This is a genomic window from Streptomyces sp. NPDC053673 (assembly GCF_055585225.1).
On the sequence record NZ_JBVJKN010000010.1, the window covers coordinates 171,037 to 192,819 of the forward strand.

Below are 21,783 nucleotides of genomic sequence, written 5' to 3' on the forward strand. Positions count from 1 at the left end.
GAGCCCTCGGAAGGACCCCCTCTTGGCCGCCTCGCGCAACGCCTCGACCGCGAATACGAACAACGGCGCAAGCACCGCCCCGCTGCGCATCTCCTTTGCAAAGATCAAGGAGCCCCTCGAGGTTCCGAACCTCCTTGCGCTGCAGACCGAGAGCTTTGACTGGCTGCTCGGCAATGCCGCCTGGAAGGCTCGTGTCGAGGCGGCTCTGGAGTCCGGACAGGACGTCCCCACCAAGTCCGGTCTGGAGGAGATCTTCGAGGAGATCTCTCCGATCGAGGACTTCTCCGGGTCGATGTCGCTGACCTTCCGCGACCACCGCTTCGAGCCCCCGAAGAACTCGATCGACGAGTGCAAGGAGCGCGACTTCACGTACGCCGCGCCGCTCTTCGTCACGGCCGAGTTCACCAACAACGAGACCGGTGAGATCAAGTCCCAGACGGTCTTCATGGGCGACTTCCCGCTCATGACGAACAAGGGCACCTTCGTCATCAACGGCACCGAGCGTGTCGTGGTGTCGCAGCTGGTCCGCTCGCCGGGTGTCTACTTCGACTCCTCCATCGACAAGACGTCCGACAAGGACATCTTCTCCGCCAAGATCATCCCGTCCCGGGGTGCCTGGCTGGAGATGGAGATCGACAAGCGCGACATGGTCGGTGTCCGCATCGACCGCAAGCGCAAGCAGTCCGTCACCGTCCTCCTGAAGGCGCTCGGCTGGACCACCGAGCAGATCCTCGAGGAGTTCGGCGAGTACGAGTCGATGCGCGCCACCCTGGAGAAGGACCACACCCAGGGCCAGGACGACGCGCTGCTCGACATCTACCGCAAGCTGCGCCCGGGCGAGCCCCCGACGCGCGAGGCCGCGCAGACCCTTCTTGAGAACCTGTACTTCAACCCGAAGCGCTACGACCTCGCCAAGGTCGGCCGCTACAAGGTCAACAAGAAGCTCGGCGCGGACGAGCCGCTGGACGCCGGCGTGCTCACCACCGACGACGTCATCGCGACCATCAAGTACCTGGTCAAGCTGCACGCCGGTGAGGTCGAGACGGTCGGCGAGAACGGCACGCAGATCGTCGTCGAGACCGACGACATCGACCACTTCGGCAACCGTCGTCTGCGCAACGTCGGCGAGCTCATCCAGAACCAGGTCCGCACGGGTCTGGCTCGTATGGAGCGCGTCGTGCGCGAGCGCATGACCACCCAGGACGTCGAGGCGATCACGCCGCAGACCCTGATCAACATCCGGCCGGTCGTCGCCTCCATCAAGGAGTTCTTCGGCACCAGCCAGCTGTCCCAGTTCATGGACCAGAACAACCCGCTGTCGGGCCTGACCCACAAGCGCCGTCTGTCGGCGCTGGGCCCCGGCGGTCTGTCCCGTGAGCGGGCGGGCTTCGAGGTCCGAGACGTGCACCCGTCCCACTACGGACGCATGTGCCCGATCGAGACCCCCGAAGGCCCGAACATCGGTCTGATCGGTTCGCTCGCCTCGTACGGCCGCGTCAACGCGTTCGGCTTCGTCGAGACGCCGTACCGCAAGGTCGTCGACGGCCAGGTCACCGACGAGGTGGACTACCTGACCGCCGACGAGGAGGACCGCTTCGTCATCGCGCAGGCCAACGCCGCGCTGGGCGAGGACCTGCGCTTCTCCGAGCCTCGCGTGCTCGTTCGCCGTCGTGGCGGCGAGGTCGACTACGTGCCGCCGGCGGACGTGGACTACATGGACGTCTCGCCGCGCCAGATGGTGTCGGTCGCGACCGCCATGATCCCGTTCCTCGAGCACGACGACGCCAACCGTGCCCTCATGGGCGCGAACATGATGCGCCAGGCCGTGCCGCTCATCAAGGCGGAGGCCCCGCTCGTCGGCACCGGCATGGAGTACCGCTGTGCCACCGACGCCGGCGACGTCATCAAGGCGGAGAAGGACGGTGTGATCCAGGAGGTCTCGGCCGACTACGTCACCGTCGCCAACGACGACGGCACGTACACCACGTACCGCGTCGCCAAGTTCTCCCGCTCGAACCAGGGCACCTCGGTCAACCAGAAGGTCGTCGTCGCCGAGGGCGACCGGGTCGTCGAGGGCCAGGTCCTCGCCGACGGCCCGGCCACCGAGAACGGTGAGATGGCGCTCGGCAAGAACCTGCTGGTCGCGTTCATGCCGTGGGAGGGTCACAACTACGAGGACGCGATCATCCTGTCGCAGCGCCTCGTCCAGGACGACGTGCTCTCCTCGATCCACATCGAGGAGCACGAGGTCGACGCCCGTGACACCAAGCTCGGCCCCGAGGAGATCACCCGGGACATCCCGAACGTCTCCGAGGAGGTCCTCGCCGACCTCGACGAGCGCGGCATCATCCGTATCGGTGCCGAGGTCGTCGCCGGCGACATCCTGGTCGGCAAGGTCACCCCGAAGGGTGAGACCGAGCTGACCCCGGAGGAGCGCCTGCTCCGCGCGATCTTCGGTGAGAAGGCCCGTGAGGTCCGTGACACCTCGCTGAAGGTGCCGCACGGCGAGACCGGCAAGGTCATCGGCGTCCGCGTCTTCGACCGCGAGGAGGGCGACGAGCTTCCCCCCGGTGTGAACCAGCTCGTGCGCGTGTACGTCGCGCAGAAGCGCAAGATCACCGACGGTGACAAGCTCGCCGGCCGTCACGGCAACAAGGGCGTCATCTCCAAGATCCTGCCGATCGAGGACATGCCGTTCCTGGAGGACGGCACCCCGGTCGACATCATCCTCAACCCGCTGGGTGTCCCGTCCCGAATGAACCCGGGACAGGTCCTGGAGATCCACCTCGGCTGGCTCGCCAGCCGCGGCTGGGACGTCTCCGGCCTCGCCGACGAGTGGGCCCAGCGCCTGCAGTCCATCGGCGCGGACCAGGTCGCGCCGGGCACCAACGTCGCGACCCCGGTCTTCGACGGTGCGCGCGAGGACGAGCTCGCGGGTCTGCTCCAGCACACCATCCCGAACCGGGACGGCGAGCGCATGGTGCTCCCGACCGGTAAGGCGAGGCTGTTCGACGGCCGCTCCGGCGAGCCGTTCCCGGACCCGATCTCGGTCGGGTACATGTACATCCTCAAGCTCCACCACCTGGTCGACGACAAGCTGCACGCCCGGTCGACCGGTCCGTACTCGATGATCACCCAGCAGCCGCTGGGTGGTAAGGCTCAGTTCGGTGGCCAGCGGTTCGGTGAGATGGAGGTGTGGGCGCTGGAGGCTTACGGCGCCGCGTACGCCCTCCAGGAGCTGCTGACCATCAAGTCCGACGACGTCACCGGCCGCGTGAAGGTCTACGAGGCCATCGTCAAGGGCGAGAACATCCCCGAGCCCGGCATCCCCGAGTCCTTCAAGGTGCTCATCAAGGAGATGCAGTCCCTGTGCCTCAACGTGGAGGTGCTGTCCTCGGACGGCATGTCCATCGAGATGCGCGACACCGACGAGGACGTCTTCCGCGCCGCGGAGGAGCTCGGTATCGACCTGTCCAGGCGAGAGCCGAGCAGCGTCGAAGAGGTCTGACGGGCTTGGCCGGGGCTTCCACGAGGAGCCCCGGCTGTCCCCGGACCCTCCCCCTACGCCCTGCGGGCGTGGAGGGGCCCCCATCAGACCATTGATTGAGACACGACCCTGAGAGGGATTGACGCATAGTGCTCGACGTCAACTTCTTCGACGAGCTCCGGATCGGCCTGGCCACCGCTGACGACATCCGTCAGTGGTCCCACGGCGAGGTCAAGAAGCCCGAGACCATCAACTACCGCACCCTCAAGCCCGAGAAGGACGGACTCTTCTGCGAGAAGATCTTCGGTCCTACCCGGGACTGGGAGTGCTACTGCGGCAAGTACAAGCGTGTCCGCTTCAAGGGCATCATCTGTGAGCGGTGTGGCGTCGAGGTCACCCGCGCCAAGGTGCGCCGTGAGCGGATGGGCCACATCGAGCTGGCCGCTCCCGTCACCCACATCTGGTACTTCAAGGGCGTTCCGTCGCGGCTGGGCTACCTGCTCGACCTCGCCCCGAAGGACCTGGAGAAGGTCATCTACTTCGCGGCGTACATGATCACGTACGTCGACGAGGAGCGCCGCACCCGCGACCTGCCCTCGCTGGAGGCCCACGTCTCCGTCGAGCGCCAGCAGATCGAGAACCGCCGCGACGCCGACCTGGAGGCCCGCGCCAAGAAGCTCGAGGCCGACCTGGCCGAGCTCGAGGCCGAGGGTGCCAAGGCCGATGTGCGCCGCAAGGTGCGCGAGGGTGCCGAGCGTGAGATGAAGCAGCTGCGCGACCGCGCCCAGCGCGAGATCGACCGCCTGGACGAGGTGTGGAGCCGCTTCAAGAACCTCAAGGTCCAGGACCTGGAGGGCGACGAGCTGCTCTACCGCGAGCTGCGTGACCGCTTCGGCACGTACTTCGACGGTTCGATGGGTGCCGCGGCGCTGCAGAAGCGCCTGGAGTCCTTCGACCTGGAGGAGGAGGCCGAGCGCCTCCGCGAGATCATCCGTACCGGCAAGGGCCAGAAGAAGACCCGTGCGCTCAAGCGCCTCAAGGTCGTCTCCGCCTTCCTGCAGACCAGCAACAGCCCCAAGGGCATGGTGCTGGACTGCGTCCCGGTGATCCCGCCGGACCTGCGTCCGATGGTGCAGCTGGACGGTGGCCGCTTCGCGACCTCCGACCTGAACGACCTGTACCGCCGGGTCATCAACCGGAACAACCGTCTGAAGCGTCTGCTCGACCTCGGTGCCCCCGAGATCATCGTGAACAACGAGAAGCGGATGCTCCAGGAGGCCGTCGACGCGCTGTTCGACAACGGCCGCCGCGGCCGTCCGGTCACCGGTCCCGGTAACCGCCCGCTGAAGTCCCTCAGCGACATGCTGAAGGGCAAGCAGGGTCGCTTCCGTCAGAACCTGCTCGGTAAGCGAGTCGACTACTCGGCGCGTTCCGTCATCGTCGTCGGCCCGCAGCTGAAGCTGCACCAGTGCGGTCTGCCCAAGGCCATGGCGCTGGAGCTCTTCAAGCCGTTCGTGATGAAGCGCCTGGTCGACCTGAACCACGCGCAGAACATCAAGAGCGCCAAGCGCATGGTCGAGCGCGGCCGCACCGTCGTGTACGACGTCCTCGAAGAGGTCATCGCCGAGCACCCGGTGCTGCTGAACCGTGCGCCCACGCTGCACCGCCTCGGCATCCAGGCCTTCGAGCCGCAGCTGGTCGAGGGCAAGGCCATCCAGATCCACCCGCTCGTCTGCACCGCGTTCAACGCGGACTTCGACGGTGACCAGATGGCCGTGCACCTGCCGCTGTCCGCGGAGGCGCAGGCCGAGGCCCGCATCCTGATGCTGTCCTCGAACAACATCCTCAAGCCGGCCGACGGCCGACCGGTCACCATGCCGACCCAGGACATGGTGCTGGGCCTCTTCTTCCTCACCACGGACGAGGAGGAGCGCGAGGTGCGCGGCGAGGGCCGTGCGTTCAACTCCACCGCCGAGGCGATCATGGCCTTCGACGCCCGGGAGCTCTCGCTCCAGGCGAAGGTCGACATCCGCTTCCCGATCGGCACCGTCCCGCCGCGTGGCTGGACCCCGCCGGTCGCCGAGGAGGGTGAGCCGGAGTGGCAGCAGGGTGACTCGTTCCGTCTGCGGACGACCCTGGGCCGTGCGCTCTTCAACGAGCTGCTGCCCGAGGACTACCCGTTCGTCGACTACTCGGTCGGCAAGAAGCAGCTCTCCGAGATCGTCAACGACCTCGCCGAGCGCTACCCGAAGGTCATCGTGGCGGCGACGCTCGACAACCTGAAGGCGGCCGGCTTCTACTGGGCGACCCGTTCCGGCGTCACCGTGGCCATCTCCGACGTCGTCGTTCCCGAGGCGAAGAAGGAGATCGTCGCGGGCTACGAGGCCCAGGACGAGAAGGTCCAGAAGCAGTACGAGCGCGGTCTGATCACCAAGGACGAGCGCACGCAGGAGCTCATCGCGATCTGGACCAAGGCGACCAACGAGGTTGCCGAGGCCATGAACGAGAACTTCCCGAAGACCAACCCCATCTTCATGATGGTCAACTCGGGTGCTCGTGGAAACATGATGCAGATGCGTCAGATCGCCGGTATGCGTGGTCTGGTGTCGAACGCCAAGAACGAGACGATCCCGCGTCCCATCAAGGCGTCGTTCCGTGAGGGCCTGTCCGTGCTGGAGTACTTCATCTCCACCCACGGTGCCCGTAAGGGTCTCGCCGACACCGCTCTGCGTACCGCCGACTCGGGTTACCTGACGCGTCGTCTGGTCGACGTCTCGCAGGACGTCATCATCCGCGAGGAGGACTGTGGCACCGACCGCGGTCTGAAGCTGCGGATCGCCGAGCGCGGCGCCGACGGTGTCCTGCGCAAGGCGGAGGACGTCGAGACGTCCGTGTACGCGCGGATGCTCGCCGAGGACGTCGTCGTGGACGGCAAGGTCATCGCGCCGGCCAACGTCGACCTCGGTGACGTGCTCATCGACGCGCTGGTGGGCGCGGGTGTCGAGGAGGTCAAGACCCGCTCGGTCCTGACCTGTGAGTCCGCGGTCGGTACGTGTGCGTACTGCTACGGCCGTTCGCTCGCCACCGGCAAGCTGGTCGACATCGGTGAGGCGGTCGGCATCATCGCCGCCCAGTCCATCGGTGAGCCCGGTACCCAGCTGACGATGCGTACCTTCCACACCGGTGGTGTGGCCGGTGACGACATCACCCAGGGTCTGCCGCGTGTCGTCGAGCTCTTCGAGGCCCGTACGCCGAAGGGTGTCGCCCCGATCTCCGAGGCCGCCGGCCGCGTGCGGATCGAGGAGACCGAGAAGACCAAGAAGATCATCGTCACCCCGGACGACGGCAGCGACGAGACGGCTTTCCCGATCTCGAAGCGCGCCAAGGTCCTGGTGCGCGAGGGCGACCACGTCGAGGTGGGCCAGAAGCTCACCTTCGGTGCGACCAACCCGCACGACGTGCTGCGCATCCTCGGCCAGCGGGCCGTCCAGGTCCACCTGGTCGGCGAGGTCCAGAAGGTCTACAACTCGCAGGGTGTGTCGATCCACGACAAGCACATCGAGATCATCATCCGGCAGATGCTGCGCCGTGTGACGATCATCGAGTCCGGCGACGCGGAGCTGCTGCCGGGCGAGCTCGTGGAGCGCTCGAAGTTCGAGACCGAGAACCGTCGTGTGGTCACCGAGGGCGGTCACCCCGCCTCCGGCCGTCCGCAGCTGATGGGTATCACCAAGGCCTCGCTCGCCACCGAGTCGTGGCTGTCGGCGGCGTCCTTCCAGGAGACGACCCGGGTTCTGACCGACGCGGCGATCAACGCCAAGTCGGACTCCCTGATCGGCCTCAAGGAGAACGTCATCATCGGTAAGCTCATCCCGGCCGGTACGGGCCTGTCCCGCTACCGCAACATCCGGGTCGAGCCGACCGAGGAGGCCAAGGCCGCGATGTACTCGGCCGTCGGCTACGACGACATCGACTACTCGCCGTTCGGCACGGGCTCCGGCCAGGCCGTTCCGCTGGAGGACTACGACTACGGTCCGTACAACCAGTAAGGCGTACGACGTCTGACGAAGGGCGGCCACTCCGTTTCGTACGGGGTGGCCGCCCTTCGGCGTTGGTTCCGGGCCTTCCGGACTTGTGCGGGCCCGAGAGGGGGCTTGTGGCGCTCGGACGGCGGTCCGGGGCGCTTGGGGGCATCCTGGTGGCGTACCTGCGTGTCGGGCCCGCTTGCATTTGTTTTGACCGAACTCGGTGAGGTAGGTACGCTCAGACCTTGTGCCTGGGGTGTGCCTGGGCTCATGTGCGTGTCCTCAACCGCACAGCGAGCCAAGACCGGCCACCGTAATTCTGCGCTTTTCCGCCTTGCGGCGGGAGTCTGCAGCATTCGACACACCCGACCGCGTGGGTCGGCGACGTTCCAGGTTAGCTTCACTAACGGCACACAGAAACCGGAGAAGTAGTGCCTACGATCCAGCAGCTGGTCCGTAAGGGCCGGCAGGACAAGGTCGAGAAGAACAAGACGCCCGCACTGGAGGGTTCCCCCCAGCGTCGCGGCGTCTGCACGCGTGTGTTCACGACCACCCCGAAGAAGCCGAACTCGGCCCTCCGTAAGGTCGCGCGTGTGCGTCTGACCTCCGGCATCGAGGTCACGGCCTACATTCCGGGTGAGGGACACAACCTGCAGGAGCACTCCATCGTGCTCGTGCGTGGTGGCCGTGTGAAGGACCTGCCGGGTGTTCGCTACAAGATCATCCGCGGTTCCCTCGACACCCAGGGTGTCAAGAACCGCAAGCAGGCCCGCAGCCGCTACGGCGCCAAGAAGGAGAAGTAAGAATGCCTCGTAAGGGCCCCGCCCCGAAGCGCCCGGTCATCATCGACCCGGTTTACGGTTCTCCTCTGGTGACCTCGCTGATCAACAAGATCCTGCTCAACGGCAAGCGTTCCACCGCTGAGCGCATCGTCTACGGCGCCATGGAAGGCCTCCGCGAGAAGACCGGCGCTGACCCGGTCATCACGCTGAAGCGCGCCCTCGAGAACGTCAAGCCGTCTCTCGAGGTCAAGTCCCGCCGTGTCGGTGGCGCCACCTACCAGGTGCCGATCGAGGTCAAGCCCGGTCGCGCCTCCACCCTCGCGCTGCGCTGGGTCGTGGGTTACTCCCGCGCCCGCCGTGAGAAGACCATGACCGAGCGCCTCATGAACGAGCTGCTGGACGCCTCGAACGGCCTCGGCGCTTCGGTCAAGAAGCGTGAGGACACGCACAAGATGGCCGAGTCCAACAAGGCCTTCGCGCACTACCGCTGGTAGTCGCTACCCACATCGAGAACCGAGAGAAGACTGAGCCTTATGGCCACCACTTCGCTTGACCTGGCCAAGGTCCGCAACATCGGGATCATGGCCCACATCGACGCGGGCAAGACGACGACCACCGAGCGCATCCTGTTCTACACCGGTGTGTCTTACAAGATCGGTGAGGTCCACGACGGCGCTGCCACGATGGACTGGATGGAGCAGGAGCAGGAGCGCGGCATCACGATCACGTCCGCCGCGACGACCTGTCACTGGCCGCTCGAGGACGTCGACCACACCATCAACATCATCGACACCCCGGGTCACGTCGACTTCACCGTCGAGGTGGAGCGTTCCCTGCGTGTGCTCGACGGTGCCGTGACGGTGTTCGACGGCGTCGCCGGCGTCGAGCCGCAGTCCGAGACCGTCTGGCGTCAGGCGGACCGCTACGGCGTTCCGCGTATCTGCTTCGTCAACAAGCTCGACCGCACCGGTGCCGAGTTCCACCGCTGCGTGGACATGATCAGCGACCGCCTTGGTGCGCAGCCGATCGTCATGCAGCTCCCGATCGGTGCCGAGGCCGACTTCAAGGGCGTCATCGACCTGGTCCGTATGAAGGCCCTGGTCTGGTCCGCCGAGGCGGCCAAGGGCGAGATGTACGACGTCGTCGACATCCCGGCCACCCACACCGAGGCTGCCGAGGAGTACCGCGGCAAGCTCGTCGAGGCCGTCGCCGAGAACGACGAAGAGATCATGGAGCTGTACCTGGAGGGCCAGGAGCCTTCCGAGGAGCAGCTGTACGCCGCGATCCGTCGTATCACCATCGCCTCCGGCAAGGGCAAGGGCACCACGGTCACCCCGGTGTTCTGTGGCACCGCGTTCAAGAACAAGGGCGTTCAGCCCCTGCTCGACGCGGTCGTGCGCTACCTCCCGTCGCCCGTCGACATCGAGGCCATCGAGGGCCACGACGTCAAGGACGCGGACCTGGTCGTCAAGCGCAAGCCGTCCGACGACGAGCCGCTGTCGGCGCTGGCGTTCAAGATCATGAGCGACCCGCACCTCGGCAAGCTCACCTTCGTGCGCATCTACTCCGGCCGTCTGGAGTCCGGCACCGCCGTGCTGAACTCCGTGAAGGGCCGCAAGGAGCGCATCGGCAAGATCTACCGCATGCACGCGAACAAGCGTGAGGAGATCGAGTCGGTGGGCGCCGGTGACATCGTCGCCGTCATGGGCCTGAAGCAGACCACCACCGGTGAGACGCTCGCGGACGAGAAGAACCCGGTGATCCTGGAGTCCATGGACTTCCCGGCGCCGGTCATCGAGGTCGCGATCGAGCCCAAGTCCAAGGGCGACCAGGAGAAGCTGGGTGTCGCCATCCAGCGTCTCGCGGAGGAGGACCCCTCCTTCCAGGTGCACACCAACGAGGAGACCGGCCAGACCGTCATCGGCGGTATGGGCGAGCTTCACCTCGAGGTGCTGGTCGACCGGATGAAGCGCGAGTTCAAGGTCGAGGCCAACGTCGGCAAGCCTCAGGTCGCGTACCGCGAGACGATCCGCAAGGCCGTCGAGCGCGTGGACTACACCCACAAGAAGCAGACCGGTGGTACCGGTCAGTTCGCCAAGGTGCAGATCGCGATCGAGCCGATCGAGGGCGGCGACGCCGCGTACGAGTTCGTGAACAAGGTCACCGGTGGTCGTATCCCGAAGGAGTACATCCCTTCGGTCGACGCCGGTGCGCAGGAGGCCATGCAGTTCGGCATCCTGGCCGGCTACGAGATGACGGGCGTCCGCGTCACGCTTCTCGACGGTGCCTACCACGAGGTCGACTCCTCCGAGCTCGCCTTCAAGATCGCCGGTTCGCAGGCCTTCAAGGAGGCCGCGCGCAAGGCGTCCCCCGTGCTCCTCGAGCCGATGATGGCCGTTGAGGTCACCACGCCCGAGGACTACATGGGTGATGTCATCGGTGACATCAACTCCCGCCGTGGCCAGATCCAGGCCATGGAGGAGCGTGCCGGTGCCCGTGTCGTCAAGGGCCTGGTGCCGCTGTCGGAGATGTTCGGCTACGTCGGCGACCTCCGCAGCAAGACCTCGGGTCGCGCAAGCTACTCGATGCAGTTCGACTCCTACGCCGAGGTTCCGCGGAACGTCGCCGAGGAGATCATCGCGAAGGCCAAGGGCGAGTAACTCACCCGAGTACACGCTTTAGGCTTGACGCCGTATCCGTCGGGGCGATTCCCCGCGAACCCGTGAGGCTCGCCCCGGCGGACGGCAATCCAGCAAAGATCACCCTGGCGCCGATGAGTAAGGCGTACAGAACCACTCCACAGGAGGACCCCAGTGGCGAAGGCGAAGTTCGAGCGGACTAAGCCGCACGTCAACATCGGCACCATCGGTCACATTGACCACGGTAAGACGACCCTCACGGCCGCCATTACCAAGGTGCTGCACGACGCGTACCCGGACCTGAACGAGGCCTCGGCCTTCGACCAGATCGACAAGGCTCCTGAGGAGCGCCAGCGCGGTATCACCATCTCCATCGCGCACGTCGAGTACCAGACCGAGTCGCGTCACTACGCCCACGTCGACTGCCCCGGTCACGCGGACTACATCAAGAACATGATCACCGGTGCCGCCCAGATGGACGGCGCCATCCTCGTGGTCGCCGCCACCGACGGCCCGATGCCGCAGACCAAGGAGCACGTGCTCCTGGCCCGCCAGGTCGGCGTTCCGTACATCGTCGTCGCCCTGAACAAGGCCGACATGGTGGACGACGAGGAGATCCTGGAGCTCGTCGAGCTCGAGGTGCGTGAGCTCCTCTCCGAGTACGAGTTCCCGGGCGACGACCTGCCGGTCGTCAAGGTCTCGGCGCTCAAGGCGCTCGAGGGCGACAAGGAGTGGGGCCAGTCGGTCCTGAACCTGATGGCCGCCGTCGACGAGGCGATCCCGCAGCCCGAGCGTGACGTCGACAAGCCGTTCCTGATGCCGATCGAGGACGTCTTCACGATCACCGGTCGTGGCACCGTCGTCACCGGCCGTATCGAGCGTGGTGTCCTCAAGGTCAACGAGACCGTCGACATCGTCGGTATCAAGCAGGAGAAGACCACCACCACGGTCACCGGCATCGAGATGTTCCGCAAGCTGCTCGACGAGGGCCAGGCCGGTGAGAACGTCGGTCTGCTCCTCCGTGGCATCAAGCGCGAGGACGTCGAGCGCGGCCAGGTCATCATCAAGCCCGGTTCGGTCACGCCGCACACCGAGTTCGAGGCCCAGGCCTACATCCTGTCGAAGGACGAGGGTGGCCGTCACACCCCGTTCTTCAACAACTACCGCCCGCAGTTCTACTTCCGTACCACGGACGTGACCGGCGTGGTGACCCTCCCCGAGGGCACCGAGATGGTCATGCCGGGCGACAACACCTCCATGACCGTCCAGCTGATCCAGCCGGTCGCCATGGAGGAGGGCCTCAAGTTCGCCATCCGTGAGGGTGGCCGGACCGTCGGCGCCGGCCAGGTCACCAAGATCAACAAGTAAGTCTTGTTGGTTTGACCTGGTAGCTCTTCACGAGCACCAAGCAGGAGGCCCCGCACCGGAAGGTGCGGGGCCTCTTCGCGTTTCCGTACGTCCTCGCGTTTCCGTATGTCCTGCGCGGCTGGTACGTCCTCCCGGACCGGTGCGTCCTACCCGGCCGTACCGGCCTCCGGTTGCCAGATCCAGGGGTGCGCGTCCGCGCCCATGCCGACCGCCGTGGCTCCGGAGCGGCCCACGAGGAGCGCGGGGGAGTCCAGTGACTCCGTGCCCTGGCTGCGTGTCAGCACCCTTGAACCCGAACGGAGTTGGACCCGGCCGCGGAGGTCCTTGCCGAGCAGCACCGGGCCGCCCCGGGCCACGGCCGCGCTCACCGGGCCGTATCCGTCGAAGCGCTCCTTGCGGGTCCGGGCCGGGGCGCCGCCGGCCCGGACCGCGATCACCGCCGCGGACGTCGGCTTGCGGTAGTAGAGCTCGACGCCGCCGTCGTCCGTCGGGAGCGCGGCGATCGGACCTCCGGGCACCGGCAGCGCGCTGCCGCCGTCCGGCTTGAAGGCGAACTCCTCACCGAGGACGTCCTGCGCCCAGTGGTGCACGGTCTCCCGCCCCGCGCCGAAGACATGGACCCGGCCCGCGCCGTCCACGACCGCCGAAAGACCGTCCTGGATCTCGCCTCCGCCGAGGTCCCGCCAGCGGTCCCAGCGCCCGTCGGTGTCCCGTACGCGCGTGCTGATCCCCTTGTCGGCGTTGCGCACGAAGAGGTGGACCCGCCCGTCCGGGGCGGTCACCGCGACCGGGACACCGATACGGCGGCCCCGGTCGTCGTCCCGCTCCGGATTGCCGAGCCCGTTCCAGGCGAGGAACTCCCCGCCCGGCGTACGCTGTTCCAGCAGCACCACCTCGCGGCGGTTCGGTCCGCCGTGGCCGCCGATCGCGGCGAAGCGCAGCGCGAAGACGAGCTGCCGCCCGTCCTTCAGGGCCGCCGAGCCGAGCGCCGGCGCGAGCGGCCCGCCGCCCAGGTCGTCCGGGTTGCCCCACTGTCCGCTGCCCCGCTCGGTCTCCCGCCACCGCACGGCACGCAGCCCGATCACCCCGTACGCGGCAAGCCGCCCGTCGGGCTCGGTGGTGACGACGGGGCGTGCGCCCGGATAGCGGTGGTGGGTTGAGCGGACCCAGCCCTTCTTGTTCGTCAGCGGGCGGACGCCGCCCACGTTGTAGTCGCCGCAGCCGGAGGGGTTTCCGCACTCCCACTCGGGGTCGCCGCCGTACGGGACGAGATGGGCGGCCTTCTCCTGTAGCACCTTCGACGGGAGATTCTTGGGCCAGTGGCGGTTGTAGTAGCCGCGGAAGGCCGTGGCGACGAAGCCGGGGACCCGACCGCCGTCCTGGGTCGCCTCCGCCACCCAGCGCACCATCGCCGCCCAGCTGAACGACGCGACGGCGGTGTGGTCGGCGTGGTCCGAGTAGCCGCGCTGTTCGCTGTCCTTCTTGCGGGTCGCCTCGTCGCTGTGCTGGATGTCCGGGTCGGGGTCCAGGGTCTGGATCACGGTCGGCCGGTACTGCTCCATCAGCCCGACGAGTACGTCGACGAGTTCGTCGTAGTCGTACGACACGGCCCTGCGCTGCGGGGAGTCCTTGGCGACGACGGTGCTTAGGCCCAGCGCCCGGTCCTGCCAGAGGCTGGGGATCGCCATGTAGCGGCGGGTGGTGTGCATGGGGAGGTTCAGGAAGATCAGCTCGACCCGGCGGTGTCCGTTGGTGAGCGTGTTGATCTCGGCCTCGTGGTCCCGGCGGAGGGCGGCGACGCCCTTGGTCCAGTCGGTGAACGCGTCAAGTCCGAGGAGCGTCGCGTAGGCCTGCCGCAGGCCCTGGTGGCGGGCGGAGGAATAGGCGTCCCTGTCCGCCGGGACGTCCCAGTTCCCCGGTATGTGGTTCTTCCCGTCGTGCTCCCCGGCGGTGACATAGACGCAGACGAGCGGCACCCCGGCGTCCAGCATCCGCTGCGTGTCCGGGTTCATGAAGTACAGGTCGTCGTCCGGGTGGGCGAGGATCTGCATCAGCTGCGCGCGGCGCGAGCTGGCAATCGGCATTCCGGGCGCGGGGTCCGCGGTGGGCGTGGGCCGCCGGGGCGTGGGCACGGAGCAGGCGCTGAGGGCGGTGGCTCCGGCCGCGGCTGCGATGGCGGCGATGACGCTGCGGCGGCGCGGGCGCGGGCGCGTGCGCGTGCGCGGGCGTCCGGGCCGGGCGGCGGTGACGTGGTCGGCCGTGCCGGTGGCCGTGGAGTCGAAGCCGCCCGGGCGGGCGGACGCGGGCATGCCTCGCGCAGCGCTGTCGTTCACGTGTGGTGCTCCGTCCGCTTCCCCCCGCAGCGGTCGGGCGTGGCCCCCGGCTGCGTACTGTGATCTCCCCGGATGGCGGACGGCAGGGCCGGTCGGAGCCGCCATCCGCGATCAGCTAGACGGAATTTCGATGCTCAGGGTTGCGCGGGACGCCGCGTGCGGCCGGCGGCCCGGCGTGCCCGAGCGGCCCCGGCAGATCCTGTCCGTCCTGTCCGGTCGATCACACGTGCCGGCGGCCGGGGCCGGCGTCACCGCAGCGTCGGAACCTCGCCGCAGTCCGCCCAGGCGAGCGTGACACCTGGCAGTCCCCTCAGCCATCGTTCGGCGATCTCCGCGAGAAGGGCCTTGTCCGGGGGAGTGGCGCCGAGGCCGATGGCGTACCGGGCCCCGGACCGGTCGGTCGCGAACGGGCGCGGCCAGGCGTGGACGTCCGGTGCGCCCGCCTCCTCCAACGCCGTGAGCAGGGCGCGCATACGGCCACGGACGCGACCCTCGTCAGGGCCGTCCGGGACGGTCAGGACCGCCCAGGCCGCATGGCGGCGGTGCAGCGGCGGCGGGGAGAGGAGCTCCGGCCAGGGGTCCGCTCCGGACTCCGCGGCCGCGTCCAGGATCTCCCAGGCGCGGAACAGCTCCTGGGCCAGCAGATCGCGGCCGCCCGCGCTGACCTGGTCGGTACAGGACCTGACCGGTTCGGTCGGGGTCAGGACCAGGGGCTCGCGCCAGTCCCACACGGCCCAGGTGGCGAAGAACTGCCGGAGCCGCCCGGCGGCCGGGAGTCCTCCGGTCTCGTGGGCGGTACGGGCAGCGAGGACGGACCAGGCCAGGCCCGGCAGCCCGCCGAGCGGGGCCGAGTCCAGGCCGCGGGCCCTCGCCCAGGCCTTGACCTCCGTGGCGAGCCGGGCGAAGGCGTCCCGGTGGGCGCCCGCCGCGTCGAGCACCGCGTCCGCGTCGCTGACCGCGCTGAGTGCGATCGCCGCGGCGTCGCCCAGCTCGGCCCGGCGCGCGACCGCCTCGGCGGGGTCGAGGTCCCCGGTCGCCACGACGACGAGGTCGACGGCCAGGTCGCCGACCCGCAGCCGCAGCCCGGGCACCCGCGCCCCGACGACCTCGCGTACGTCGGTGGCCTCCGGCAGAGCCGCGGCGACCCGGGCCCGTACCTCCTCGATCCCGGTCCCGCCCGGCAGTGCGGCCACCAGATCCAGGTCCGCACCGGTCAGGGCGCACCCCATGCGCCGTGAGCCGACGACGTGGACGATGCCGTCGGCCAGTGCGTCGGAGATGCGCTGCGCGGTGCGCCGGGCGTGTGCTTCGCGGTCGGGGGCTCCGGGTGCATCGGGGTTCGGTGCGACGGCTCCCTCCTCGGACACCCATCGCACCTCGCCCGTCCCCAGCGCGACCGTCGCCCGCACCCGCATCGGCTCGTCGCCCCGCCGGGACAGCAGGACCACGTCACCGACGCGTGCCGTCATGCCGTCGAGCAGGGCCTCGCAGTGGGCGGCGAGCTGCTGCGGATCGCGGGTCCTGCCCAGCGAGAGATGCGGGGTGAAGCCCGTGGCGCGGCCCCCGCAGCGGGGGAAGCGCTCTTCCAGCGCGCGGCGCAGTTCCGCCCAGGGCGTCGCGTCGGCCGCCGCGGGGTCGAGCCAGACGGTGGCGTCCTCCCGGTGCCCGAAGCTGTGCACCCCTTCGAGCCGTGCGGTGAACGGCGGTGTCCCCGCCGCCGCCTCGGAGAGCAGCGGGGCCGCCCGCTCGAAGTCGCACTCCGGTACGAAACCGAAGAGCACATTGACATGCGGCGGCCAGCGGTGGATCTGCCGGTCGTGCTCGCGTCGGATGTGCTGGATCGGCGGCCACAGTTCCCGCGGGGGGATCCAGGCGACGGCTGTCCGGGCCGTCGCCCGGACGGCGAGCACCTCGGCCGGCGCATCGCCGCCGCCGAAGCTCAGGTCCGCCGCCACGGCGTAGTGGTCCGAGGCGTACAGCCCGTCGGGCGCCGGAGTGTCGCCCAGCAGGGCCGCCCCGTCCACCCTGAGCCCCTCCGTCCCCGGTCCCTCGGCCCGCAGCAGCACGCGGTCCAGCCGGGACGCCCGTCCGGACAGCGACGACACCCGGGCCAGCGGATTGACGCCCGGGTCGAAGGTGGGCGTCCGGTCGCCGTGCCCGTGCGCCTCGCTCCAGGCGTCGCGCATCCCGAGCGTCGTCTCCGGCAGGTCCCCGCCGTCGTTGAAGTCGCCCAGCAGGACCACGTCACCCTCGACACCTGCCAGCCCCTCGGCGAGCCGCACCAGCTCGGCCTCCCGCCGGGCCGCCCCGCCCTCGGAGTGATCGCTGCTCAGATGGGTCGCGGCGACGACGGCCCGACCGGCCGCCGTGTCCACGACCAGCGCCGTGACGGCCTTGTGCGGGCCGAGGACATGGACCCCCGCCTCCCGCACCGGCAGCCGGCTGAGCAGCAGCACTCCGCAGTCGTCGACGTCCTTCCCGGCCGGGTCGGTGCCGAGCGTGTACGCCTCCCGCACCCAGGGCGCGTCCAGCAGCATCGCGAGCAGCTCCGTCTCGACCTCCTGGAGGGCGATGACGTCCGCGTCGGCCTCGCGAAGAGCCGCCAGCAGCATCGGCCGGCGCCGGACGGTGTCGATGCGGTCGCTGTCGTACCGGTCCCACAGCGTGTTCCAGGTCAGTACGCGCAGCCCGCCGGCCGCCGGGACGCCCCGAGGCGCGTCCGCGGCCACCCAGCCGCGTGCCGCGTCCCACACGTACGGCGTGCGGGCCGAGAAGAACGGCGACCGCAGCCGACGCGGGTCCCGTATCCGCCCGGCGTCCGTCGCGTCGATGCGGTCCACACCCGCGGACCGGTCCCAGACCACTTCGCCGTCGGCCTCGAAGAACAGCACCCGGTGCCACGGGATCTCGCCGGCAGGGTCGAAGTCGTCCAGCGGCATCCGCTTGGGCGCGGCGCCGCGCTGGTTGATCCCCATCACGAAGCGGGCCGGGTCGAACCGCGGATCCCACTGGACCCGGTGGTAGATCTCCTCGCTGGTACGCACCTACGCCTCCTCCTCGACGGTCCCGCCCGCGCCGATGTACCAGGTGCGGTGCGCCTGTCCGGGGTACGGCGGGACGAACCGGTGCAGCTGCGCGGTGAGCACCTCGGGCGGCACCGGGTGCGCCCGCTCCGCATTGCGCCGGACCAGCTCGTCCTCGCCGACCAGCACCACCGCGTGTGTGACGAGGGCGTCGCGGCGGTGCGCGACCGCGTGCACCAGGGAACGCTGGTGCGGGTTGAGGGATGTGGCGTCCCACACCACGGTCCCACCTTCCGCCAGTGCCGTGCCGAGCCGGTCGAGACCCGCGCGCAGGACCTCCCCGTTCGCACGCTGGTCGGCGCGTGAGCCCCGGGCCTCGCGCAGCTCGTCGAGAGAGACGTACGTATCGACTCCGCCGAGGCGCCGCGCGAAGGTGCTCTTGCCGCTGCCCGACGGGCCGACCATGTGGATCAGCCGGGGGAAGTCCCCGGACCGCCACCGCCAGGTCGCCGCGACGGCCTCCTCGACGGTCCGGATCCGCCCGCGCGCGTAGGCGTCCCGCGCCTCGGCCCAGCAGCGGCCGGCCGTGTCCGCCTCAAGATCGGCGAACGCCTCCTTCAGCGCGGCCGGCGGCCCGGCGTCCTCCGCGTGCAGCGCGGACCACTCCACCTGGTCGCGCGCTTCGGCATCGGGTGCGACCGCCCCCGCGACGGCGTGCAGCACGTCCAGGTCGACGGCGTACGACATCCGTACGAGCCCGGACCTGCGCTCCTCGTCGGGATACGGGCGGTGCAGCCCGGTGTGCAGCCCGACCAGGTCAGCCACGCGCCGTGCGAGCGGCAGGCCGAGCGGCCGCGCCAGCCGCCCCGCGAGCGACCCGCGCCGGCTCTTGTGCAGCAGCGCGGCCAGCACGCCGGCGAGCCGCGCGTCCCCGGTCCTGTCGAGGCGGGCGCCCACGTCGGCGGCCGCGGCCTCGTCCCCGTCCGGTACTCCCACGGCGGCCGCCAGCGCCTCGGTGTCCGGCGTCGCCCCCGACCTGACCGCCCACAGCGCGGCGGACGGCCCCAGTCCGTTCGCCACGACAGCGGCATGCATCCAGTGCGTACCGGTCTGTACGTGCCCGGGCCGCACCCACTTGGCGACCCGTCGGCCGAACTCCTCCAGGCCGAAGCCGTCGACCGTCCGTACGACGTACCCCTCCTGGCGCCCGGTCTCCAGCCGGATCCCGCGCAGAGCCCGCTCGGCCGCCTTGTCGAGGGTGCCCCGCCACAGCACCGGCGGTACGGGGACCCCCAGCTCCCGCAGGAATCCCACGGTCCGGTCCCAGTCGAGACAGCGGCCGTCCGCGTCCCAGACGGAGAATCCGTAGAACCAGCTCTCCAGCTCCTCGTACGCGATCGAGTGCCGTGCGTACATGTTCTCCCCGCACACCCGCCACCCCGCGGGTATCCGGTCCGCGATCCGCCCCTGAAGCCCCTTCACCCAGGCCCGCGACGGATGATGCGCCGAATCCAGCGACCGCGCGTGCAGCCCGTCGGCGTACAGCGTCGTGTTCTCGCCGTCGAGCTTCTCGGTGACGACGACCTCCCGCCCGGCGAACCCCGACAGATCGGCGACCCGTACGTCGTCGGAAGCCGCGCCGGGCGACCACGGCAGATGCGGCGTCCGCGGATAGTGCGTCCGCGGATGGTGCGTCCGCATGATGATCGAGCCCCCGGTTGTCGGCATGTGGTGCACGGTCACTCTAGGAGCGCGGGGAGCGGTGCTCGATCGATTATCCGCCAGGCTCCAGTCGGCTACTCGTCGCCGAAGATCTCCTCGGCGGCGGAGACGGTGACGGCGCGGGCGAGCCACGTACGCAGAACCTCGCGGTCGTCACAGGTGGTGACGCGCTCGCGGGTCTCGTCTGAGACCGCGATGCCGCGCTTCTCCAGCACGAGGAGGACATCCTCGGTGCGGCTCTCGGCGCGGCCCTCGGCGCGGCCCTCGGCTCGGAGCTCTTCGGAGATGGGCGACTTGAAGAACGACAGGTCGACGGCCATCAGGTGCCTCCACAGTTCTGCGGCTGGGCGCCTGCCCAGGCCTTGTGCGATGAGTTCGGCGAGGGTGGTCGAGCGCACATGCCGATGGCGTGTCTCGTCGGCGACCGTAGGCGGACAACGTGTGCTGGGTACTGGCGAGTTGGGGAGGTTCACCCGCAGGAGTGAGAACGTCTGGCGGACGGGCCCAGCTCCGTCCGTACGAGGTCCAGCTCGGCCCACAGCGTCCTGCGCGGGACGGGCCCGGACGCAGCCCCAGCGGGTCCGCGAGCGCTGCGAGCAGCAGTGGTCCGCGCCCCGACTCGTTGTCGGCCGAGGACGGCTGGGGATGGCGGCCCGGGAGAGGGCTGCGCGTGTTCGTCACCTCGATGCGAAGCGCCCGGTCGGCCCCGCGCCGGTCGCACGCCCCCTGTCGTGCGGGCACATCTGGCCGCATTCGTCGTGTACGTCCCCCTGCCCCTGACCGACGGCAGGAGCGCGCACGCACCATGATCCGCCAGCTTGTATCCTCCGCCCACCTGTTCGTGGAATGTCCACGGCAGCGTTGTGAAACTCAGGGTGGGGACAGTGGGGCAGAACGCACCGGAGGGGCGGCCCGAGGGCGGGTCGTCGGTGTCGGACGAGGAGTTGGCGGAGTTCCTCAGCCGAGCCGAGAAGGACCGCGGAGCCGGCGCACCGAAAGAGCCGTCCGCCAGGGCGCGCATGGTGACCGAGCGGCTGCGCGCGGAGGACGAGCGCCGCCGTAGGGAAGGGAAGCCGGCCGAGCCGGAGGGCTGGCGGACCGGGCCCGCATGGCAGGAGACGAACGGGGGCGCGAGGAAGCGCCGCCGCGTCGCGCTGGCGCTCGGGATGCTGGCCACCGTCGCGCTCGCTGTCGTCGCCGTACGGCCACTGGTCACCGACGGGCTGCCCGGCGACGCGGACAAGAGCGCCGCGCCGCTCTCCGCCGAGACGGTCCGGCCCACCGCCGCGCCGTCCGAGGAGCTGTTCCCGGATCTGCCGACCCTCAAGGAGCCGTTCCGGGGCTCGCCCGCGGTCCGCTGGGCGGACGGGGCCGCCGGTATCCAGGTGCCCGAGGCCAAGGCCGTCGGCGGGATGAGCAAGGACCAGGTCGCCCACGCGCTGCGCAGTACCAAGGAACTGCTGGTCGCCTCGAACCTCGATCCGGCCGCCCTTCGCGGTGAGCGCCCGGCGGCCGCGCTGGCACTGCTCGATCCTCGCCAGAAGGACGTCCACGGCCTGCTCGAGCGGGCTGTGCGCGAGCCCGGCAAGGACCAGGACCCGCTGTGGATGTTCAGCCGTTTCGACCCTGCCGAGGTGCGCCTGGTGGGTGACGTGGTCAAGACGCGGGGGCGGATGACCTTCGGCAAGGGGGAGCGCAGCGGCGAGGTGCAGGTGCACGCCGACTACACCTTCGTTTATCCCGTGGTGAAGGCGAAGCCCGGAGCGGACGAGGTGACGCGGACCGTCGTCCGCCGCCAGATGACGTTCGCCCTGTACGACCCGGCCGAGGTGGTGACCACCCGCGGCAGGCTGTACGTGCTCCGGTGGGACATGACCAGCGGAAACTCCGACTGCGCCAAGGACGGCGACGGCTTCCTGCGGCCGCTGTTCGCGGAGGATCTTGCGGGTGGTGCGGCGCCCGGGGCGTCGGGCCCGGCCGTGGACCCGTACGACCGCAGCAAGGACCTCGCCGACCTCCCGCAGGAATGCGGCACGGTCACCCGGACCTGAGCGGTGCCCACCGAACCGCGGGGCGCCGCCTGCGTACCTGAGGTGTACCTGAGCAGAACCTGCCAAGCCGCGGGTGCTTCGCGCGCCGCGGTTTGACACCCAACCCCGTCGGGGTAATGTCTTCCGCTCGATTGGCGGCCCGAGCGCCCCGTATGGCAGACTGTCGGGGTTGCTCGGTTGAGTGCCGATGCTGCGCGCCTCCCGCCGGGAGGACCGGAAGCGAGTCCCACAGTACTCGTCGTCCCAACTGCCTCACGGCAGCGCTGGGGCGGACGTACGGGAATCTTCCGGGAAGTGTCAGCGGGGCCCCGGCCAGGCACCCGGTGGGTCTTCGCCCCCGTTCAGCGGTCTCT

11 protein-coding genes are annotated in these 21,783 nt (G+C 69.4%); 7 read left to right on the top strand and 4 right to left on the bottom strand.

Going from position 1 to position 21,783, the window contains the following annotated elements; translation table 11 throughout:
- Positions 1 to 22: 22 nt before the first annotated feature.
- The 6 genes from rpoB (at position 23) to tuf (ending at position 12,301) form a co-directional block, all read left to right on the top strand.
- Positions 23 to 3,508 (top strand): DNA-directed RNA polymerase subunit beta, encoded by a 3,486-nt coding sequence (gene rpoB, locus ACZ6ZQ_RS17370; RefSeq protein ID WP_469769373.1) that lies wholly within the window; start codon positions 23 to 25, stop codon positions 3,506 to 3,508.
- A 128-nt stretch (positions 3,509 to 3,636) separates the two neighbouring features.
- Positions 3,637 to 7,536, top strand: a complete 3,900-nt coding sequence (locus ACZ6ZQ_RS17375) for a DNA-directed RNA polymerase subunit beta' (RefSeq protein WP_469769374.1) — start codon at positions 3,637 to 3,639, stop codon at positions 7,534 to 7,536.
- A 407-nt stretch (positions 7,537 to 7,943) separates the two neighbouring features.
- Positions 7,944 to 8,315 (top strand): 30S ribosomal protein S12, encoded by a 372-nt coding sequence (gene rpsL / locus ACZ6ZQ_RS17380; RefSeq protein WP_003948652.1) that lies wholly within the window; start codon positions 7,944 to 7,946, stop codon positions 8,313 to 8,315.
- Between the two features lie 2 nt (positions 8,316 to 8,317).
- Positions 8,318 to 8,788 carry a 30S ribosomal protein S7 gene (gene rpsG / locus ACZ6ZQ_RS17385; RefSeq protein WP_006347241.1) on the top strand — a complete coding sequence of 157 codons (471 nt, stop codon included), beginning with the start codon at positions 8,318 to 8,320 and terminating at the stop codon, positions 8,786 to 8,788.
- A gap of 39 nt (positions 8,789 to 8,827) precedes the next feature.
- The gene (gene fusA / locus ACZ6ZQ_RS17390) at positions 8,828 to 10,954 is read left to right on the top strand and encodes an elongation factor G (protein WP_469769375.1); all 2,127 of its coding nucleotides are present in this window, start codon (positions 8,828 to 8,830) and stop codon (positions 10,952 to 10,954) included.
- A 153-nt stretch (positions 10,955 to 11,107) separates the two neighbouring features.
- Positions 11,108 to 12,301 carry an elongation factor Tu gene (gene tuf / locus ACZ6ZQ_RS17395; protein ID WP_469769376.1) on the top strand — a complete coding sequence of 398 codons (1,194 nt, stop codon included), beginning with the start codon at positions 11,108 to 11,110 and terminating at the stop codon, positions 12,299 to 12,301.
- Between the two features lie 146 nt (positions 12,302 to 12,447).
- On the opposite strand, the gene ACZ6ZQ_RS17400 is transcribed toward tuf, so the two are convergent.
- The 4 genes from ACZ6ZQ_RS17400 to ACZ6ZQ_RS17415 form a co-directional block, all read right to left on the bottom strand.
- Positions 12,448 to 14,610 (bottom strand): PIG-L family deacetylase, encoded by a 2,163-nt coding sequence (locus tag ACZ6ZQ_RS17400; RefSeq protein ID WP_469769424.1) that lies wholly within the window; start codon positions 14,608 to 14,610, stop codon positions 12,448 to 12,450.
- A 272-nt stretch (positions 14,611 to 14,882) separates the two neighbouring features.
- Positions 14,883 to 17,678, bottom strand: a complete 2,796-nt coding sequence (locus tag ACZ6ZQ_RS17405) for a poly(A) polymerase (RefSeq protein ID WP_469769377.1) — start codon at positions 17,676 to 17,678, stop codon at positions 14,883 to 14,885.
- Complete coding sequence (locus ACZ6ZQ_RS17410; protein WP_469769378.1) at positions 17,679 to 19,385, bottom strand: RNA ligase family protein; 1,707 nt, start codon at positions 19,383 to 19,385, stop codon at positions 17,679 to 17,681.
- Positions 19,386 to 19,453: 68 nt separating this feature from the next.
- The gene (locus ACZ6ZQ_RS17415; protein ID WP_469769379.1) at positions 19,454 to 19,699 is read right to left on the bottom strand and encodes a hypothetical protein; all 246 of its coding nucleotides are present in this window, start codon (positions 19,697 to 19,699) and stop codon (positions 19,454 to 19,456) included.
- A gap of 564 nt (positions 19,700 to 20,263) precedes the next feature.
- Here ACZ6ZQ_RS17415 and ACZ6ZQ_RS17420 point away from each other — a divergent pair.
- A complete protein-coding gene (locus tag ACZ6ZQ_RS17420) occupies positions 20,264 to 21,430 on the top strand; it encodes a hypothetical protein (RefSeq protein ID WP_469769380.1) in 1,167 nt (388 codons plus the stop codon).
- Positions 21,431 to 21,783 lie beyond the last annotated feature (353 nt).

Bases quoted from the DNA above. Each gene is read 5' to 3' on its own strand.
- rpsG (WP_006347241.1), top strand. From the start codon at position 8,318: ATGCCTCGTAAGGGCCCCGCCCCGAAGCGCCCGGTCATCATCGACCCG.
- fusA (WP_469769375.1), top strand. From the start codon at position 8,828: ATGGCCACCACTTCGCTTGACCTGGCCAAGGTCCGCAACATCGGGATC.
- ACZ6ZQ_RS17400 (WP_469769424.1), bottom strand. From the start codon at position 14,610: ATGCCCGCGTCCGCCCGCCCGGGCGGCTTCGACTCCACGGCCACCGGC.
- ACZ6ZQ_RS17410 (WP_469769378.1), bottom strand. From the start codon at position 19,385: ATGCCGACAACCGGGGGCTCGATCATCATGCGGACGCACCATCCGCGG.
- ACZ6ZQ_RS17415 (WP_469769379.1), bottom strand. From the start codon at position 19,699: ATGGCCGTCGACCTGTCGTTCTTCAAGTCGCCCATCTCCGAAGAGCTC.